This is a genomic window from Actinomadura spongiicola, assembly GCF_003432485.1.
Classification (GTDB): Bacteria; Actinomycetota; Actinomycetes; order Streptosporangiales; family Streptosporangiaceae; genus Spirillospora; species Spirillospora spongiicola.
This window is the reverse complement of record NZ_QVNQ01000013.1, coordinates 13181-31863: the sequence shown is the minus strand read 5'-3', so window position 1 is coordinate 31863 and position 18683 is coordinate 13181. Positions and strand designations below refer to the sequence as shown.

The following is an 18683-nucleotide window of genomic DNA, read 5'->3' as shown; positions in this document are numbered from 1 at the left end:
ATAACGGCGTGTGGTCGAGGAAAGGTGATCAACTGGAGTTCCATTCGCGTCGGTTCGTTGGCGTACTTTCGAGCGCGAGGGTTCCGTCCGCCAGCCCGGCGATGGTGAGCCGCCTGGCTTCGGCGAGCGCGTCGTCTTGGGCGCGCAGCAACTTCTCCCTACGTTCGATCTCGGCCAGCAGGCCGTCGAAACGCTCGACGTCGTCCGGATCGAGGTCGGGCACCTGGTAGTCCTCGATCCGACGGGCCGGCCGCACGGCGCTGGGGCTGCGGCCAGTGTCGCGGGCAGCCCCGAGCAGGGCGGCCAGGACACGCGGAGACAGTGGCCGATTGGCGTCGTGGACGACGCGGAGCACTCGGGCCGGGAAGGCAACTACGCTGAATCCCTCGTGGTCGACGTGCAGTCCGAGCCTGGGCGTCAACGTGTAGATGACGTCGCCGGGCTCGGTGAGGGTCACCCGCTCGTAGGCTGCGGCCAGCACCATCCGGTCCATGCGCCGCGCCCCGATGGGGTTGTCTCCTGTGACCTCTTCGGGGCCGAGCACGCTATGGTGACCGTCACCAGTGACAATGTGCTCCTTGTCGAGGCGGTAACCCTTGAGCTTGATGACCCTGCCCTCAGCGAGGAGCGCACCAAGGGTGGTCCGCTGAGGGATCCGGCCGGTGCGGCGCAGAACGCCGCCGCGGTACGAGCCGTGCGCGTCCTCGTATGACCGGGCCTGAGCCACCGCCCGTTCCAGCTGCGCCTCAGCATCGGCGATGAGGGTGGGGCGCTCGATGACCGCACGGGCCAGGATCGCTGAGGTGGGCGGCGCGGGCGGGGCCAACGGCCCACCGAAGGCGCGGTCCAGATTGGCGACGTCCACCGCGCGTCCGTAGCAGGGGTCGTGGCCTCCGAGTGCGCGGAAGCCCTCGGCACGCCAGAGGAGTACGTCCTCGGCCAACCGGGCACACACGTCGGCGGTCATTGTCTCAGCACTGATATCGGCGAGCAGCACTTTGCCGTTGGCGGCGGGGACGGGGTCGCGGGTGAGCACCCACAGCGCCGACCGGTAGCCGGGACGGTAGGGCAGTACACCGCCGGGCAGAGCGATCACCGCTTCGACGACGTTGCTGCGAAGCAGGGCCGACCGCAGCCGGGACTCTTCAGTGCCGCGCAAGGCGTCCACCAGAGCATCGGCGGGACCTAGCACCAGGGCCGTGGCGCCGGAGCCGAGCAGATCGGCGATGCGCTCGACGTCTTTCAAGGCGGCAAGCACTGAGCGTTCCTCGCCAGGCCGGTACGGAAGCTGGGTCACGATAAGGTCCGGGTCCGCCAAGCGCTCCTCAAGATCGACCCCGGCCTGCACGTCAAGGGCCAGCTCGTCGACGCCAGCAAGCAGCAGGCGGCGACATGCGATGCGGGCCAATTGCTCGTCGGGATCGGCGGCCAACACCGTGACGTTCTGCGTCGTGTTCTCGCGGTCGCCACTTTTGTGCAACAGCGCGGCCAACAGATCACCGGCGCGAGCATGAGGGTCAGCGAGGGTGACGGACTCGCCATGCTCCAGCCGGGCACGCAGATCGGTGAGCTGGACGAGCAGGTTTAGGACCTGCTCGGTGACGGCATCCGCGGTGAGCGCGTCCAATCCGAGACGGAAACGGGAGGCCAACAACCACTCGTATGCGCCGTGTTCGTCGTAGGCGGCTTCCACCAGGTCCTCGGCGAACCGGGCCAGCGGGGCGGCAGTAGCGACATCGACGGAGCGAAGTTCCCGCAGTACGAACTCGTCCTCGGCATCCAGCCGCTCAGCCCGGTGCATCACCGAAGCCCATACCGGCCGTTCATCGGCGGCGGCAGCTAGTAGTGGGCGCTCATCCAGCTTGCGCAGGCACAGCAGGCTGCCGAGAACCTCGACAAGCTGCCATGCGCTGAACCGGTCCGTCAGCGCCATGACGCTGAACAGAGCCATCTCGGACCGCAGTTCTGCAGGGTCGGCGTTGCCCAGGCCAGTCGAGGTCAGCCACTCGGCCACCTGTCCGCCATGGAACAGGGTCCGGCCAGCACTGTGCGCGACGGCAGCCGGGAAATCCGCATGCCGTCGACGCCAGGTAGTGACCACGGGACGCTTCACCCTGGCGAGAGCCGCAATCTCAGACATCGTAACGAGCGGTGCGGCTGTGAGAGGGGCCGATGAGGGCGGCACCAAACCGGGCCGGTGGAACATGGCGCGCGCTCCTCTCTGACTATCTCGCAACGGACCACTTGCCGACGCTGTCTGCCTTCTCGCGGCCACTCTGTCGTCGGGTATATCCGGACCCTACAACCGCTTCACCACTCGCGTACCGGGATTGTTTGATAACAGGGATTATCGGCCGATGCGAACGGATGATCGGCTGCAGCAAGCTCACAAGCGGCTCGGTGCTTGAACCTTCACCAAGAATCGGTCGCTGGCAGCGAATTCGTCTCGTTAGAAGGTGGACTACCTCTCGCCCCGTAGGCTGTGGGCAGTGGAGACCAAGCAGGTGCGCGCAGGCAGGGATACCATCCTCGGCTACGTGGAGCGCGCGAGTCCCGTCGACGTCCTCGCCGAGGCGATCTGGAACGCCCTCGATGCGGAGGCGAACAACGTCGAGACAACGGTCACGATCGGCGCCCTCGGTGCTCCCGAGGAGATCGTTGTCCGCGATGACGGACACGGGATGCCTCACCACCAGGCTCCTGACCTCTTCCTCACCCACGGCGAATCCTGGAAGCGGACGTCCGGGTTCTCTCCGAACATCAACCGTCCCATGCACGGCCATCTCGGTCGCGGCCGATTCCTCGCCTACGGCATCGCCGAGCGGGTCGAGTGGCGGTCAGTCTCAGCGGACGGAGACGCACTCAGCGAGACCGTGATACACGGGAACCGCGGGGCCCCCAACGAGTTCACCTTCGATGGACCGTGGCCGTCGTCCGGGCCTACGGGCACCACCGTCCGCATGAAAGCTCGCCAGACGCCACGTGTTGCCAGCATCGCAGACGGAGAGATCCACCTGCCATTGACCGCCCGACTAGCAGCGTCGCTGCTGGCCATGCCCAAGGTCACGGTGACATACCGCGGACAACCCCTCAAGCCACAAGCTCACATCACCCTTGAAAACGATCTCGACCTGGATCTTGACGCGGTGCCCCTTCATGGCAAGGCCCGGCCCCGGCTCCACATCGTCGAGTGGTCAGTCGACATGCGATCAAAGACCATCTATCTGTGCGACGAGCGGGGCGGAGTCGTCACCGAGCACAAAGTCGGCCGCATGCCTCCAGCCCCGATCCACTGGACCGCCTACCTGCACTGGGACGGGTTCCGTGATCCCGATCTGATGAGCCCGGCCGATCTCCGCGTGCCCGAGATGAGGCACGGTGAGTTGCTTGCAGCCGCTCAACGTGCACTCGCGGACTACCTGAATCGCCGGCTGGACGAGCAAAAGGGCAGCATCCTGGCCGAGTGGAAAGCCGAGGGGGTCTATCCCTACCAAGGTGAGCCGAACAACGCCGCCGAAGAGGTCGAGCGGGAGATCTTCGACATCGTCGCGGTAGTAGCCAGCCCGGCCGTCGGCCGAGACGTCAAGCAAAAGGAACTGTCCCTCCGACTGCTCCAAGAGGCCACCCGCGCGGAGCCGTCACGTACGAACCGCATCCTCAACGCGGTACTCGACCTCAGCGAGGACGAACAGGAAATCCTGACCGATCTACTAGAGCGCACCAAGCTCGCCTCCATCATCCGGGCCGCCCAGACAATCGCGGACCGCTCCGACTTCCTGCACGGGCTGCGCGAATTGCTGTACGCCGACGAGACCAAGACCGTCTTCCGCGAGGTCGACCAACTCCACCCCATGCTGGTGAACGAGCCGTGGATCTTCGGCGACGAGTGGAACCTGGCTCTCTCAGAGACAGGGCTGACCCGCGTCGTGCGAACACTGATCACCCGACGTGGCGACGTGGAGTTTGCGTCCACCCCCGTGGTGCTGCCGTCGGGCAGGAGCGGGCGTGTAGACATGGTCTTCTCTCGCCACCTGCCCGAGAGCGAACGCACCCGGCACCTGGTTGTCGAACTCAAGCGCCCTATGCGGCTCACCATGACGGAGTTCGGCCAGATCAACGACTACGCATCCGCCATCACCGCCCATCCCGAGGTCCAGGGAACGCCACACGACTGGGACTTCTGGCTCGTGGGTACCGAGATCAACGAGGCAGTGCGCAACCTGTACAGCGATCCTGCTCGACCTGGCCTGACCACCAACAATCCCCGCTACAGGATCTGGGTCATGTCGTGGGGTCAACTGCTCGATCATGCTGACCGCAAAGTCCACGCGTTTCGCTCCGCCCTCGAACTAGTCTCAACCGACCAGACCAGCCGCGACTACCTCAAACGCAAGCACGCAGAGTTCATCCCGCAGTCAACTCCTGACGTCGAGAACGAGTAACGTCGCACACGGTTCTATCAGTGTTTCGTTCCGCCGATGAACTGGACGCTTTCACGGGACCTCGACAACGCCCCAGGACGCTACCTGCCATCAAAGGAGTGGGCACACCCGCATCGAAATGGCCAATGCAATCTTCGAGTACCTGGAGACCTTCCACAACGGCCGACGCCGCCACAACGTACTGAATCCTCACTCCGATCGAGTACGAGAGGATCTACCAGACCCGACACCCAGCATGAAATTCCGGGCCCCGGCATTACGAAACACGGGGCACAGCACCGGTTACCTGGCGGCTGGACACCTCGGCTCCACGATCACGAGTGATCTATGGGTTCTATGTCGAGCATCAATTGCTCGCTGGGCGATTCCTCACTGCTGGTATCGGTGATGGTTTCAACTTCTTCCTGCGGGAGGGCGTAGTGGTCCGCTAGTTTGGCCAGGTGCAGGGCCAGCGGCAGGCCGAGGACGTCCCGATAGTCGTCACAAAGACGTTGCTGATGGACGAACATCGCCCATTTTTCGGGATCGTCTCCAGGCTGCATGCAGGCTACTACCAGTTCGAGGAGTTCTGGGTTCCAGGCGTTCTTGGTGGGCTTGAACTCGCTGTAGCCCTTGTCGTTGACGTGGGAAGTGAGCTTGGCCATCTCCGAGCTAACCGGGTGCGTGCTAGCCCTATCAGCTGAGCTGTAGAAAACATGGTAACTGTCTTGTGCGACCCAAAGCCCCTTGGCAATGCCGCCGCGCTGCTTACCTTCATGCTTTTCGGAGAGCAGCTCCGCCGGCGCCCACCATTCCGCAGTCTCGTCTCGCTCGCTGTCGGCGACCCGGATGAATCTAAGCTGCTTTCCGATCAGACCGATCCTCTGCAGGGGACCGCTGTCGAAACCGATGCGGTCTTGAACCAGACCGCGGTTGAGGAGCCATGGCCACCTGTAACGGATGTTCTGGGCTCGAACGAGCACCAGCGTGGGGCTGCCGCGCATCGCGCTCAGGGTCTTCTTGACAAACGCCGCCGTTGCTGCGGACTGCTGGGCAGCGGTCTTGAGTTCGGCCTTGCTGATGTGGCTGGTGAGGCTTCGCAGGAGTTGCGGGTACGGCACCCATTCGGACATGTCCGCTGTTTTTCCCATGATGCATTTTTGGCCAGGACGAAGGAGGACCGCGATGGGAGTGAACTGGGCTCTGTTGGTGGGACCGTCGGAACGGCGCTTCACCAGCCAGAAAGCAAGCTGATTCAGGTTTTCCGGTATGGAGTCCCCTAGTGAGTGGAGGGGAACGAAACGCATTCCTGTCTGCCGCAGACCGTCCAGCCACGCGGCCTCGGCCCGGAAGACGGCGTCCGCCTCAGCCTCGTCGGGTTCCATGTCCGGGTCGAGGGGGCGGAAGAACTGGCTGACGAGACCCGCATCCGCGAGGCCGAGGCGGATGGCGTACTTCGGGTCGGCCCTGCGCTTGGACTTGGCGAACCGTTCCTTGCCGTCCAGCTCAACGAAGGCGACCTGGGCACCCGGCATCTTCACCTTCAATTTCTTGATGAAAGCCGCGACGGCATGACGGCGAGATGTGATCTGTTGGTTGTGCTCTCCGCCCTTGGCTGGCGGGCTGTCGCCTCCGAGGGGAGCCGCGAGTTCCCCGATCGGCAGTGCGTGGACCTTTACCTCGATTTCTTCGGTTCGCCACGTCCACGTCTCGGGGCCATCCTCGACCCGGTGCGAAACGAGGTCGAGCCCGCGTTCTGCTGCCTGGATGATCCGGTTTCGCATGCCCTCCGTCTGGTAGAGCACTACGGCCACAAATGGAAGGCCATCGATGGCTTCGGCCAAGTGTTTTCTGCGCCGGAGCGCATTGCGTCCGCTGATGGCTTCGTTTTCCGCGAGGATGGCGGCCAGTTTCTCTTCGGGAAGCTCTTTCTTGGGAATGGATCGACGCTTTTCCAACTGCTTCTTGGCCGGCTTGCTATATCTACTTCGTGTGAGGAGTGGGACGGGCAGGAAGTCCGGTGCCAGCGCCTGTTCCGCCCATTCTGTTAGTCTGCGTCGTTCGCTGGGCATGAGGCCCGTGCCGATGGCGTGGTAGCCCATGGCGGCGTGGTGACTTACGGCCACGGCTATATTATCGTCATTGGGTCCGTCGATCCAGCGATCGGCTTCCTTGACCAGGCGGTCCACGGGAGGAAGCTGGTCAAGCGCGGAGACCCCGAGCAGCATTCCCTGTGGCCCTCCGTGCCTCCAATCCGTGGTGCCGCGATTCCATTCCATCATGGCGACGGAGAACCGGTGCGGTGTTGGCCCGTCCGGGATCAGCGACTCATCCGGGAGGAGGTATACCGACACGCCTCCTTCGGTGGGCATCCATACCTGACCGCGGACAAAGCGGCGAATGCCGGTGCTCAGGTGGATCCGAGGGACAGGTGAGAACGGAACGGTGCGCAGGCTGAGCCGGATGTAGGCGGAGTAGTACCAGGTCTTCTTGCCGTCGTCGTCCTTGTTGTTGGACTGGTAGGTCCGTGGGGGCCAGGACATGAGCTCGGCGCCGCCGACCTTGGCGTCGCCGGCCACCTGGCGGAACTGCAGGGTCTTTCCGTTGTGCTCGTAGGCGGGTTGCGCAGCGATCCGAGCAGCGAGGACATCGGGAAGCAGCCGGTAGAGGTGGGAGGCTGGCAGGGAGGTGCCGCCCGCTGATGTCGTCTGCTCCAGGAGGTCGACGTTGGCGGGTTGCCAGGTGAGGCCGCTCGCGTCGAGTAGTCGGAAGGTCTTGTGGAGCAGACTGGCCGATTCCGGATCCTCTGGCTTCTGTTGCAGGTCTCGAAGCCAGGCGCCCACGAAGCTGTTGATGATTCGGGTCGGATACGGGCTGGCGGCGTAGAGCCATGGCTGATCCGTACCGAAGGTCGCGTTGTGATCGACGGATAGCAGGTCCGGTGCCAGGGCCCGCATGAGCTGGTTGATGCTCTTGGTCGGTATGAGCTGACGCCGTTCCGCCTGTTGAGGTGTCATCCCGTGCTGGTAGAGGCGCCTGATGGGCGCCTCCCAGTCGGCCGGCAGGGCGAGGGTGTGCATGGGGACCTTGAAGGCGTCCCGGTCAGGGTTATGCCAGTATGACGCGGACCGGATCTGCTGGTACTCCACTACGTACCCTTCATGGTGACCTGTGTGGGGACATCGGCTTAGTTCATGTCGATGAGCGCTCGGTAGAGCGGCTCGTAGAGTTCCTGGACAAGCGATCGGTCGAGCGCAGACAGGTCAGGATCGCCGTTGAAGTAGGGGGCGAGGACCTCGCGCATGCTGGCCAGGAGACTCGTGTCCGCGGTGTCGGTGGCGTGGAATCCGGCCTCGCGTGGGGAGAACGCCGCGTCAACGAAGACCACTCGGGCAGGGACGCCCCCGCGGACGAGGCGGCCAATGACCTGCCAGATGACCACGAGTTGGTCCCACGTGAATGCGATCTTCTCGTCTTCACGCAGGCTCGACCATGCCAGTCGCCTGGTGAGGAGGCGGTTCCACAGCTTGCGTGCCCGACCTCGAAACTCTTTCCCGGCCTGGTCGGGCGTTCCGGCGGCGAGCGCTGCCTGGCGGAATAGACCGTCATGGTCCCGCAGTTGGCGCACAGCCCAGTCGTTGATCGCCTGAATGGCGAGGGAGATGTCATCGGGCCGGGGATGAGGCCGGGCGAGAAAGTAGACGCTTCCGATGGCGGCCTTCCCGTCCTTCAGGACGATGTTGTGGCCTCGCTCGACGGCGAGCAGCGGTGCGACCAGGATCTCACCGCCGGTTCTGGCGAAGGAGGCGACGTTCCCGCGGGACAGCGTCCGCACCGCTGGGTTCTCCGGCATGCGTGCCCATGAGGTGTCCGCGTCTGCATCATCGGGGATTAGCAGGGTGACCCGGCCGTTCCACTCGGGGATCTGATTCAAGAACTCTGCGGCACGGCGGGCCTCGACGTAGCTGCCAACTAGGAGCAGGATCCGACGCCGCTCGGGGTCCTCGATCTCGGCAAGCTCGGCGTCGAGCATACTCACCGAATCAATCAGGCTTCGGTCGGGGACGGCGAGTTGGTGGAGCATCTGGAGCAGCGCCTCGGGGCGTTCCTCGGGGTCACATCCGGACAACTTCACCGGTCTGTCACTACCTGGCCAGTAGAGGAACTCCTTGCGGAACTCGGTGGCCAGGACGGCTTCGATTTCCTCGTCGAGCGGACGCAAGATCGCCCCGACTGGGACGTGCAGGTGATACCTGCTCGATGTGCCCGCCCAACTCGTCGCCGACATGAGCAATACGTTCGGGCCAGGCCGCCCGTCTACGATGGCGAGGTCGCCGAGCCGGGCGAGGAGTTCCCGACCGACGCCGTTGCAGCGGAAGAACCGGAGTTCGCCGCTCCGGTCACCGTCGCGTTCCCGGTCGTCATGTCGGAACTGAAATCCCAGAACGTTGCCCATCGGGGATTCAGGAATGACGGGCTCGTAGTCCTTGGGGGGCCTTCGGGACAGGGCGTTGGAGGTGGCTTCGAGGTTCATGGCCGCCTCGACCCGCGGCCAGAGGGTTGTCATGAAGTCGAGTCGGCTGTGGAGAGCGGCGAGGAGCAACGTGAACTCAAAGCGGATCGCCTGCATGTCGAGCCGGTCAAGGATGTCTGGTTTGGGGCCGACGATGCCCGTGAGAGTGAAGCGGAGTCGATCACGAGTACGTGAGCCGTGCGGGGCGTGAAGGAGTTCGAGGGCGAGATGCACGAAGGTGTTGACGAGTTCGGCGACATCATCCGATTCGTCCTTGGGCCGGGTCTCGTGCAGTGGATCGTCGCGGAATCGAGAGAGCGCCTCCTCCACTAGCCGGGCTTGCGGCGACGGGTCGATTTCATCGCTCTCGGGGAACCAGCTGTCGATGAGCAGTGAGTGCAGTGTGAAGGCGCTGAAGTAGTCGACGCTGATCCATTTCCTTAGTTCCTCGTCCTTGACGAGCAGTGCGTAGAGCCGATCGGTGGCCGCGCTGACGGTGTTGACCGCGTTGGTCCAGTCGTCGACGTCCCGAGCCGAGAGTTGCAGACGTCCGTCTCTGGCCATCTGCTGGAACTTGTGGACGGCGACCTCGTCGAACCATGAGTTCGGAGACCTGCCGACCAGGGTGCTGGCGGGGGCGAACGCCGTATCGAGCTGCATCTGTACCCGGTCGGCCTCATCGACGATCACCAGGTCACTCAGTCGGCACGCCAGTTCCAGGTACCGCAGTTGTTCGACGTGCAGGTGCTGGGGTACTGCGCTGTGCACCAGGCTGGCGGGGGTCGCGACCCAGACCTGCGCGTCCACGAGTTCGCGCGCGCCGTGATGCCGCGGGCAGCTGTTCCACAGCGGACACAGGCGCCGTTTTGGCTTCGGCTGGGACGCCGGCGGGGCATCGCCTTCGAGCGTTGTTTCGGCCGGGGCCTCCTCCGGCTCGGGGACGGTGTAGAGCGAGGTGCAGGGAGCCTCACGGATGCCCAGTGGTGCTCTGGCCTCCATACCCCGTAACGCGTCCACCGGGCAGGCGCTGCTCAGGTAGGCGAACCCTGGATGATCATGAGCGAGCATGGTGACGGCACCGGCGGTGGCCGTTCGCCGGTGCAGCCGGCTGATGTTGCGTTCCCTGGTGGAGTGGCCGAGAACGGGGGCGGCTCGCACGCCCAGCCGGTTAAACTGGTCGACGATCGTGAGCGTCTCGGCGACGTCGCCGACCACGATGGTGATGCGCCGCCCCATCTGTGTCGCGGCTTGGAAGGCCAGAATGTCGCGGATCGTGGACTTACCGGCGCCGACCATTCCCACAAGGTGCAGCAGGCGATCGACGCGCAGCTTGCCCTTGCGGGTGAATCTGCCCGCCTCCTCATCACGCACGAGGAGTTTGACGCGGTTGAGCCGCCAGGTCCATCTGTTGCGTGGGCCATCGGGGTGGCCTTCCTCGATGGCATCCATCTTGTGGGCGGCCTCTTCGAGTTCCTCCCAGGTGACCTCGACGGGTTCGCCTCGTCCAGCGGGTAGCGCTCCGAGCGGATGTGCCCGGGGGGTGGAGTCGGTCAGCAGCTCGCTGGTGAAAGTGACCGAGAATTCCCGGTCTTGGGCGCGGAAGGTGTGCTCCTCGGCGTCGGCCATGGGAATCTCGCGCGTGGCGTAGACCGGGGCGGTGGTCAGCAACTCCTCGTAGACCTGGAAGCGGCGTGCGGCCCGAGCCGGTTCGCGACGGCGGGGTATGTCGTCCAGGCCGTCCAGGTCGTAGCCGCGCAGTTCCTGGGGGACCTTGAGATAGTCGTCGAGGCCGTCACGCCATGCCTTGCGGCGTCTGAGGTCCCAGAGGTAGTGACGCGCCCGCAGGATGGGCAACCGCTGGTCCTCGCTGTGGACGTCCCCGAAGGTTTCCGCATACGGGTAGCCGCCCAGCAACGTCCAGGCGTCCGCAGCGGTCCTGGTGGGCATGATGCACGTCAGAAGGTAAAGCCCAAGTTCGACGTCGAGGAGATCGCCGGGCCGGAACGTGTCCATCTTCCTCGGCCACACTTCGTTGAGCTGGGAGGGCGAACAACGCCGGTGCCAGCCACTACGGTCACGCACGCCAACCTCCTGGCCTGTTCCGCGCCGATGAGACCAGCTTCAAGAACGCCTGGTCGTCGAGCAGGGTGATCTGATCGGATATCGCCTCGGGAAGGTGACGGGCGAAGATGCGCCCGTAGGCGTCGTTCTCGGCGAACCGGTAACGGGGAACGACGAGGAACGCCCGGTCGAACGGCGGATCGGTGCGAAACGGCTTCGTTGTCCGGGCGAGCAGGACCGGGTTAACCCGGTCCTTGACGTCCACGGCCCACGCCTGGCCGTTGGGAAGAACCAGCCTGAGGTCGTAGGCGTCATAGTTCGGCCACATCTGGGGCTTGATCCCGAACTTGGAGATGAGCGCCTGTTCCAGGTCCGTCTCCGCGAGCCCCGGGCTGGTGATGAACATGCGCAAGGGCCTGCTGAGCTGGAGCACGCCTCCTTTATTTCCGCGCAGCGGAGTCCCGCGGCTGGTCTTGCCATCCCGCCGGCAACGGTCGAGCTCGCAGCGGAAGCCACCTCGGCTCGTCGGCACCATCAGGCAGCGGCACCGCTCACACTGCATGTACACACCGTTCCGCTGATAGGAGGCAGGGGCGGTCTCGTAACAACGCTTGAGAATGGCGTGAAGCAAGAGCCCAAACTCCAGATCTCCGCCGAGCTCAGCGAGTTCGGCACCCATGAGTACCGGCCGCGTTGTCAGGTGACGCCGGAAGGCCGTGTAGGCATCGGGTGCCTGAGCCGCACGGCAGACCGCGATAGCATCCAGAAGACGATCGTTCTCGAACAACTCGGCCGCGGGGTCGGCGGCGTTCACCTCCCACTCCAAGCACGTCTGGGTGGGGGTGCGCGTCTCCTTGTCGACGAGCAGGCCGTCCCCTCCGAGCAGTTCCTCAGGGAGTGACACCGGCCAGCGCTCAAGTGGCAGCTCACTCGCCCAGGAGATCATCTCGGCGACGCTGCCCGGAGGATCGACCTCACGTTCGAGGCAACGCAGAACCAGATGGTTATAGGCGTTCTGGACCTTGGCCGGGTAGACCGGGTTGGGCACGGCGCGCTGCCGGGATAGCGTGACCATGGCGGTGGCGATCAAGCGCATGAGAACTTCGCCGTCGAAGAAGCTCGGCGCAGTGGCCGGAGTAGTCTCGGCCATCACACGGGCCCTTCATCCTCAGAGGTCTGCGGCTGAGTAGCTGGCACACCACCTGGATACAGGGCACCACTGACACTCTTGGCCCGGTCGAGCCTCGAAGGTCTCGTCTTCCCGCCACGGTGTGGCATAGCGCCGGAGCACCGCCAGCGCCTTCTCCAGACGGTCCGGCTCGGAGGGGTCGATGGTGTGCAGGTCAGACCCCGTCGGCCGGAGGACCTCCACTTCCACTCGGGAGCCGCTCGGATCACCGCCAAGCGCACCCCGCGCAAGTGCCACAACCCCCAGAGCGAGCTGCGGGAACTCATCCAGCAGATCGTCGTGGAACCAGCGTTCCTTCTGCGTCGTCTTGAGCTCCCTCCACACCCAGGAGCCGTCCTCACGGTAGAGAAGGTCGGGCTTGGCAACGACGACGACCTGCGCCGCCGTGTCGTGGAAGGCGCGCTTCGCCTCCGTCTCAGCACGTTCAACGAGGTCTCCCGCCTGGAAAGGACAGGCGTCCACATGGTGATGAAGCATCCGCAGACCGGTATCTGCCAGCTCATCCGGAACCCGCCATCGCTCCTTCGTCCAATTCCGTCCCGGAGAGGGCATGTCTGCCGCAGCACATGCGGGGTGGCCGTCACGGCGGTGCAGGGATTCGATCCAGTGGTGAACCGCTTGGCCGAGCTTGGCCGAATCGCTGTACTCCCCCTCCTTGGGAAGATGCAACGATCTCAGGTGTGCCTGCGCAGGGCAGTCCCTGTAATACCGGAGATCGCTCACGGAGACCTTGCGGAGCGAGGCCGCTCGTGATGGCAAGCCGAGGATCCCGGGTACTCGTGGCAACGCTGTGCAGGCGGTCCTCTGTTTGCACTCGAAACACGAGGGACCTGTGGACAGGCCGCCGGACGATACGACCCTGGCGACGTGCGGGTGTCCGTACGTGCGGTAATAGTCCTCGGCGTCTTCGACACTGCCTTCGAACTCGACGCTCACCTGTCCATCAGCCAGACCGACTTCCACGATCCTTATACGGCGGACCCGTTGCGGTGCCGCGCCAAGTATCGGGAAGCACTCACTCCACGGCTTCGGCCAAGCTGCCGGACGCCCGTGAGCGGCCACATAAGCCGCAATGCCTATCTCGCCGGGAGGCGAGCCCTTGACCGTTCCGTGCCGCAGCCTCCGGTACTCACGAACGCTCCCATCCAGCGATTCATATCGTCGCCACCACGCATACAATTCCCAGAAATTTTCCTCGTTCCGCTGGACGACCCAGTAAGGCTGAACCGGCTTGAGACTCTCGCCCTTACAATGCTCCCAATAAAGGCGGACCGCATGGTCCGCATAGCGAAGGTGACCAGCGTGGATGGCGGGAGAACATCCGCGCAATCCGGCCAGCGCGAACTCAAGTGGAGTCTCGTCGAACTCGATCTCGTCCAGAGCATCCATGATCGGGCCGAGCGTGAAGGTCTCCAGGCGGGACCTCGGCAAACGTGAACGCACCGCCGTACGCAATGCCGGGCGCGCTTTCGCCGCAGCGAAAGACGGGCACGAGTTCTCTTCATCACCTCCGGTGCCCGGTCCCACCCGCAACAGATGCTCATCCCCGACCAACCACGGGGGCTTCCGCCATCGGCCGTCCACCGCTCCCCCAAGCATGTCGCCGCAGGCCGCGCAACCTGCGCTCCCGAAGCCAAGCTGTGACCCGGATTGCCAATAGGAAATCACAGCAACTAGATCAACACGGCGAAACCTTCACAGTCCGCCCGTAAGGGCCGGTCGTGCTCGTGCACTCTGCCACCACAACGAGCGCACGACCAGGCTAAACACCGAAGTTCGGCGCTGGCTGGGCTGCCGTATCCGGCCACGCCACGACAGTGCTCGGAGCCTTGTAGAGTCGCTGCTACTCGACAGCTATCGGCCCAGATGGCGGGTTGCTCCCGGCCTGCCAGCACGGACGCCCCAACGCTCGCAGCGCCCGACGCGCTACGCGTGCCGCCGTCACTGAGGCCTTTCCAAGAGCTCTGCTCCGCGGTGCGCGGGCTCGCAGGCTGCGCGTTTCGTCCCAGCCGCTACATATATCCCCGCGCGTTCTGAAGCTGTTGAACGATGCCTTGCAACTGAACGACGAGGTCGGGGATGTTCGAGAGCTCCGACGCCGCAGCGTTGAGGGCCTCGGCGGTGTCGTGCAGGTTCTGGTTCTGGAGCACGTTCGCGGCATGCCAGAGCCCACCCACCGTGTCCTCGTTCACATTGGGCCTGAGGGTGGTGGCGGCGTCGTGGAGCATCGAGACGACGTCAGGATCGAGAACGGAACCGTGGGTGCGGAGGTAGTTCAGCTCTTCGAGCATGTCCCGCAGGACGCGGGCAGCCTCGAAGTCCACTTCCTCAAAGCGCTTGATGGCTTCGTCAATGCGCTTGTCACGTGCAACGATTGCCTCCAAGATCATTTCTAGGAGGCGTTCCTCGGTGAGGTCGCGAACTCCGCGCAATGCAGCGCCTTCCGGTCCCTCCCGCTGCGCCTTCCACTCCTGGAGGAGTTCGATCGAATACTTCTCCGGCTCAACCCTGTCAACCAAGGTGTGATGGGGGTGGCAGAGCAAGATGAGGTTCGAGAAGGACTTGCGTTCCTCGGGGTCCATCTTGATGAACCGAGGGCCGTTCCGCTTCGCGGCCACGATGTGGGCGATCTGTAGGTTGTTGACCGGTCGGTCCTCGACAAACCGGACGACCGGTTCATTGCAGTCTGGCCAGTAGCAGCGCCTACCGCACAGGGCATGCAAGGCTGCTGCAACTCCAGCGGTGTAGCTGCGCTCGCGCTCTGCCATGGCTCTCCCTCGACGAGGTTCTGTCGGTGCCCCAATTGTGACTCTGAACACTGACAGAACTTCACTGCCTAGCAGTACTCGTGGCTGAGCGTGGCGCCCGCGTTACTTCTCCGAGCGCGCCGACGGCCCGGTGCGCAGGCCCGCGAACACGGCCCGGTGTACCAATTCGCCACACTTTCTCCACCGTTTCTGCGCCGACCACCGTCTGTCAGACCCGCGTGTCACTGTGGAGAGATGCAAGGCCGTGTGCCAGAGGTGCGCATTGTTAACGGTGACGTGGTCACGGCACCCGGAGTGGGCCCGGTGCCGAGGGTGTGGCTTCCGCTGGACGGCCAGGTCGTCGCGAAGATCCCGCCGCTGAAGGGCAACTACCGGTGGCTGCACAGGACCGTGCGCATCCGTTCCCCGCACTTGGACGGCGACCGGTGGCATCTGCCGCGCAACTGCCTGAACAGGCTGGTGATGGCAGCGGTCGACCGGTACGGCTACATCGTGGTGTGGCGGGACATGTCGAGGCTGTCGCGATGCACCAGGGCGTGCCTGGAGGCGACGGGGGTCGAATGTGACTGTTCGTGCCTGGGGGCGTACCACGGGGAGGACTCGGTCGGCTGGTTCGAGCGGGTCGGGGACATGATGGTGGCCGACCGTGGCGAGTTCACCCGCACCGCCATGGTCTATGGCACGCGAGGGAACGAAGTGGACCCCGTGATCTACCGTGGCGAGTTGCGGGGGCGCATATACCGCGTGGATCGTGCTGGCCGCAAGGGATGGCCTTTTGCTTCGCAGTTCATGTGCGCGGGCTGCATGAGCGTGCGGGCACGTGTGTGGGACCACTGCCACACGCACGGGTTCGTTCGCGCCCCATTGTGCAACACCTGCAACACTCGCCACTGGGGCGGGTGGCAGCCCCAGCACGGCCGGGCCATACCGAGCCGCAACCTCGATACCAGCTACTACCGCTGCTGCCCCCACTACGGCGACGAGTGGCAAGCGCCGTGCAGCGCGTAGCGCCTATGAAGCGACGACATCGAGCCGCCCGGCGCGGCCGGCCTGCTTAACCAGCCGTCCCCAGCGCTCGCTGCGCCCGAACTGGCTGCCGATCGCCTTCCCCGGCGGCAGGTCCCCCGCAGGCGTGCGGTGGGCCACCGCCCAATGCCACGCTCGCCGCTGGATGTCCACATCGCTTGTCCTGTCCATGTGAGACGAGGACCGCTGTGCCCGTGCGTCATTGGCTGCGTCCTTCTGTTGCGGCAACGCTGAAGAACGTATGAGGTCGAAGACTCGATCGGTATGAGGTTTCTCTGAGGTCTTGGGGCGGGAAGCTGGACTTCTCAGGCTTTCCTCTGAGGGCGTCGGAGCCGAGCGGAGAGCCCTAAGAGAGTCCTCAGAAAATCTATGAGTCGCCGCAGAGATTCTATGATCGTTCTCAGAGGTCCTATGTGGCACCTCGGAGCTGACACTGACGTCAGCGTTGTCGCACTCGGTTTTCCCGACGGAGGTGTGCCTGATTTGCCGCATCAGCAGTTCATAGGCGCCGATGAGGGCGCAACTGGGCCAGGCGGCGATGAGGCGGCCGACCACCGACGGTTCGGCGACAGCGACATTGGCGGCCAGGCTGGCGGCGCTGCCCAGCACCAGCAGCGTCCACGGGAGCAGTCCGCTGCGGCGGCCTTGCCGGGAGTCGACCAACAGCGACATCGAGGCCACCACGATCATCCCGTCCACGCTGACCGGCAGCAGCGCCGCCGTCCAGGACGTTTCGCCGTAGCGCAGCACCAGCTGGTACATGTGTTTGTAACTGATCACTGCGGCGATACCAGCCAGCACAATCACGCTGACCATGGAGGCCCAGCGAATCACCCGGTCTGCGAGGGAAAGCTCTGCGTTCATCATGGCCGCTCAGCTCTCCGCCTCGTCGACCAGGGCCTCGGCGTTTAGCGGGACATTGCCTAGGGGAAGGACAATATATGGGGATTTGGTTCGAGTCCCCCCTCGGACACGCAAGATCATGCATAGCTCCGCAAAACTATACAGAATTCTACCAAGACTAAGCTCCGAGACAACCCTCACGAGCTGGGTCTTTTGCTTGCGGCGTGAATGTCGCCGCTACCCAAAATTAAGCTCCCCGCATAAGCATTCACCATCCTGTATCAATTCGTTCTCGGCTCATAGCAGGCGGATGGCGATCTCCCCTTGGTCGCCGTGAACGGTGAGCATCTGGGCGCGATGGTCGTACCTCAGCGTCAGCCCCAACTCCCGGCACGTCGCCACCTGGCCCGGCACATCGCTCGGAATGTCAGCGTCCTCAAAGGAGCGATGTAACGTCGACTCGATCTTGAAGCGGATCAGAAGTGCCGCCAGATGCGGAACGATCTTGTCTTCGCGGACGAAGACGCTGCGCGGCAGGTCCGTCCCGGTAGCGCGGAGGTGGTGGCAGCGGTAGTTGGCACGCCCGTTGTTCCAAGCACCCTCCATCCGCCGACCACACAACGCACAGCACAACAGCCCACGAAGGAGGTACGTCCGACGCGCCTGGCGCAGTGCGCGGGTGCGCTGGGCGTGTTCGAAGTCATCCACACTCACGATCGCCGGATGTGCCCGCCGCTGTGAGGACACCCATGCCTCGTGCGGATTCCACCGCATCACCGTCCGCGTGCCCAATCCGACGTTGTGGGGGTCGATGAGCACCTCGGTCTTGGACTGCTTGTTCCACACCTCGAACCCCGTGTAGCGCGGATTCCTCAGCAACGCCAGCACTGTCCCCACCGTCCAGCCCGCTCCATCCCGATGCCGGTTACGGGCACGATCATGCGCCGAGGGACACGGAATGCGGTCGGCGTCCAACACTCCGGCGATACGCCGCGCGCCGTATCCCGCAAGACGCAGGGCGAAGATCTGCTCCACGATCGGCGCCGCCCGCGGGTCGAGTTCCAGCCGATGGCTCCGCGCCCCCAACGCCGCCATCGCCGGGTTGGGATGCGGGCCCGCATCAGCAAGCCGGTACCCATAAGGCGGCCTCCCGCCCAGGAAACGTCCCTCGAACTCGGCCTGAGCCGACATCGCCGCGCGGACCCGGACCTGGATGCGCCGCCGCTCGGCCTTGGACATGCCCGCATACACCGACATGATCAAACAGTGCGCCTCGGAGTCTGGATCGATCGCACCTCCGATCTCCGGAACCCACAGCCCCACCCGGAAGTGGACGAACAGCGGAAAGATCAACCCGAACTGATTGTCGTAGAAGACCCGCTGCGGCTCCCCGACCACCACGGCATCAAACCCGCGATCGGGATCCTCAAGCGCCTCCAGCAACCGCCCCGACTCCGGCCGCCGCTGCCACGCCACCGCCCGAGACTGCCCCGCATCGAAGAACTCCGCCACAATCCGCCCACGACCGGCAACCAGCCGCTCAGCACGCGACAACTGCCACCGACGCGACTCCACCGGATCCTGAAGATCCTCCGTCGACACCCGCCCCAGAAACGCGAACCTGACCATCACTGCCTCCCAGCCCCCGCGCACCACCTCCCCACCATGTACTTCCAGGATGCATCGCCCCTCGACAAGGCAACGACCGGGCCGGCCGGGCGACGGTGTCCTAGGGCACATCCTGGCCACACCACCCCACCTCCCACGACCACGTAACTGGCTTCGTCGTCGGTTTGCGGAGCTGAGCCTCTTGACCCGAGATCTGAAGAAGCCCAGAGATCTCCGTCCGCCTACTGCGAGGC

Annotated in this window: 10 protein-coding genes; 2 read left to right on the top strand and 8 right to left on the bottom strand. The window is 64.4% G+C overall.

The genetic code is table 11. The annotated features are described in order from the left end of the window. Window positions 1-28 precede the first annotated feature (28 nt). Window positions 29-2101 (bottom strand): N-6 DNA methylase, encoded by a 2073-nt coding sequence (locus D0T12_RS31270; protein ID WP_233526404.1) that lies wholly within the window; start codon window positions 2099-2101, stop codon window positions 29-31. Between the two features lie 388 nt (window positions 2102-2489). Here D0T12_RS31270 and D0T12_RS31265 point away from each other — a divergent pair, with 388 nt between their 5' ends. Next, window positions 2490-4442: an ATP-binding protein gene (locus D0T12_RS31265; protein ID WP_158581691.1), complete on the top strand. Its 1953-nt coding sequence runs from the start codon at window positions 2490-2492 to the stop codon at window positions 4440-4442. Window positions 4443-4756: 314 nt separating this feature from the next. Here D0T12_RS31265 and D0T12_RS31260 read toward each other — a convergent pair whose 3' ends face one another. From D0T12_RS31260 to D0T12_RS31240, 5 genes are all read right to left on the bottom strand, one after another. Continuing rightward, window positions 4757-7570, bottom strand: a complete 2814-nt coding sequence (locus D0T12_RS31260; protein WP_199487814.1) for a pPIWI_RE module domain-containing protein — start codon at window positions 7568-7570, stop codon at window positions 4757-4759. A gap of 38 nt (window positions 7571-7608) precedes the next feature. Further along, window positions 7609-10947, bottom strand: a complete 3339-nt coding sequence (locus D0T12_RS31255; RefSeq protein ID WP_233526403.1) for a pPIWI_RE_Z domain-containing protein — start codon at window positions 10945-10947, stop codon at window positions 7609-7611. Window positions 10948-11008: 61 nt separating this feature from the next. After that, on the bottom strand, window positions 11009-12145 hold the full coding sequence (locus tag D0T12_RS31250) for a pPIWI_RE_Y domain-containing protein (protein WP_117404460.1): 1137 nt from the start codon (window positions 12143-12145) through the stop codon (window positions 11009-11011). A gap of 18 nt (window positions 12146-12163) precedes the next feature. Beyond that, complete coding sequence (locus tag D0T12_RS31245; RefSeq protein ID WP_199487813.1) at window positions 12164-13573, bottom strand: PD-(D/E)XK nuclease family protein; 1410 nt, start codon at window positions 13571-13573, stop codon at window positions 12164-12166. Between the two features lie 623 nt (window positions 13574-14196). Then, window positions 14197-14952 (bottom strand): HNH endonuclease, encoded by a 756-nt coding sequence (locus D0T12_RS31240; protein ID WP_147339695.1) that lies wholly within the window; start codon window positions 14950-14952, stop codon window positions 14197-14199. Between the two features lie 303 nt (window positions 14953-15255). Between D0T12_RS31240 and D0T12_RS31235 the strand changes: the two genes are divergently transcribed. Next, window positions 15256-15960, top strand: a complete 705-nt coding sequence (locus tag D0T12_RS31235; RefSeq protein ID WP_199487812.1) for an endonuclease domain-containing protein — start codon at window positions 15256-15258, stop codon at window positions 15958-15960. A 3-nt stretch (window positions 15961-15963) separates the two neighbouring features. Here D0T12_RS31235 and D0T12_RS31230 read toward each other — a convergent pair whose 3' ends face one another. Both D0T12_RS31230 and D0T12_RS31225 read right to left on the bottom strand, forming a co-directional pair. Beyond that, window positions 15964-16845 carry a DUF2637 domain-containing protein gene (locus tag D0T12_RS31230; protein WP_233526402.1) on the bottom strand — a complete coding sequence of 294 codons (882 nt, stop codon included), beginning with the start codon at window positions 16843-16845 and terminating at the stop codon, window positions 15964-15966. Between the two features lie 273 nt (window positions 16846-17118). After that, a complete protein-coding gene (locus D0T12_RS31225) occupies window positions 17119-18450 on the bottom strand; it encodes a recombinase family protein (RefSeq protein ID WP_117404456.1) in 1332 nt (443 codons plus the stop codon). Window positions 18451-18683 lie beyond the last annotated feature (233 nt).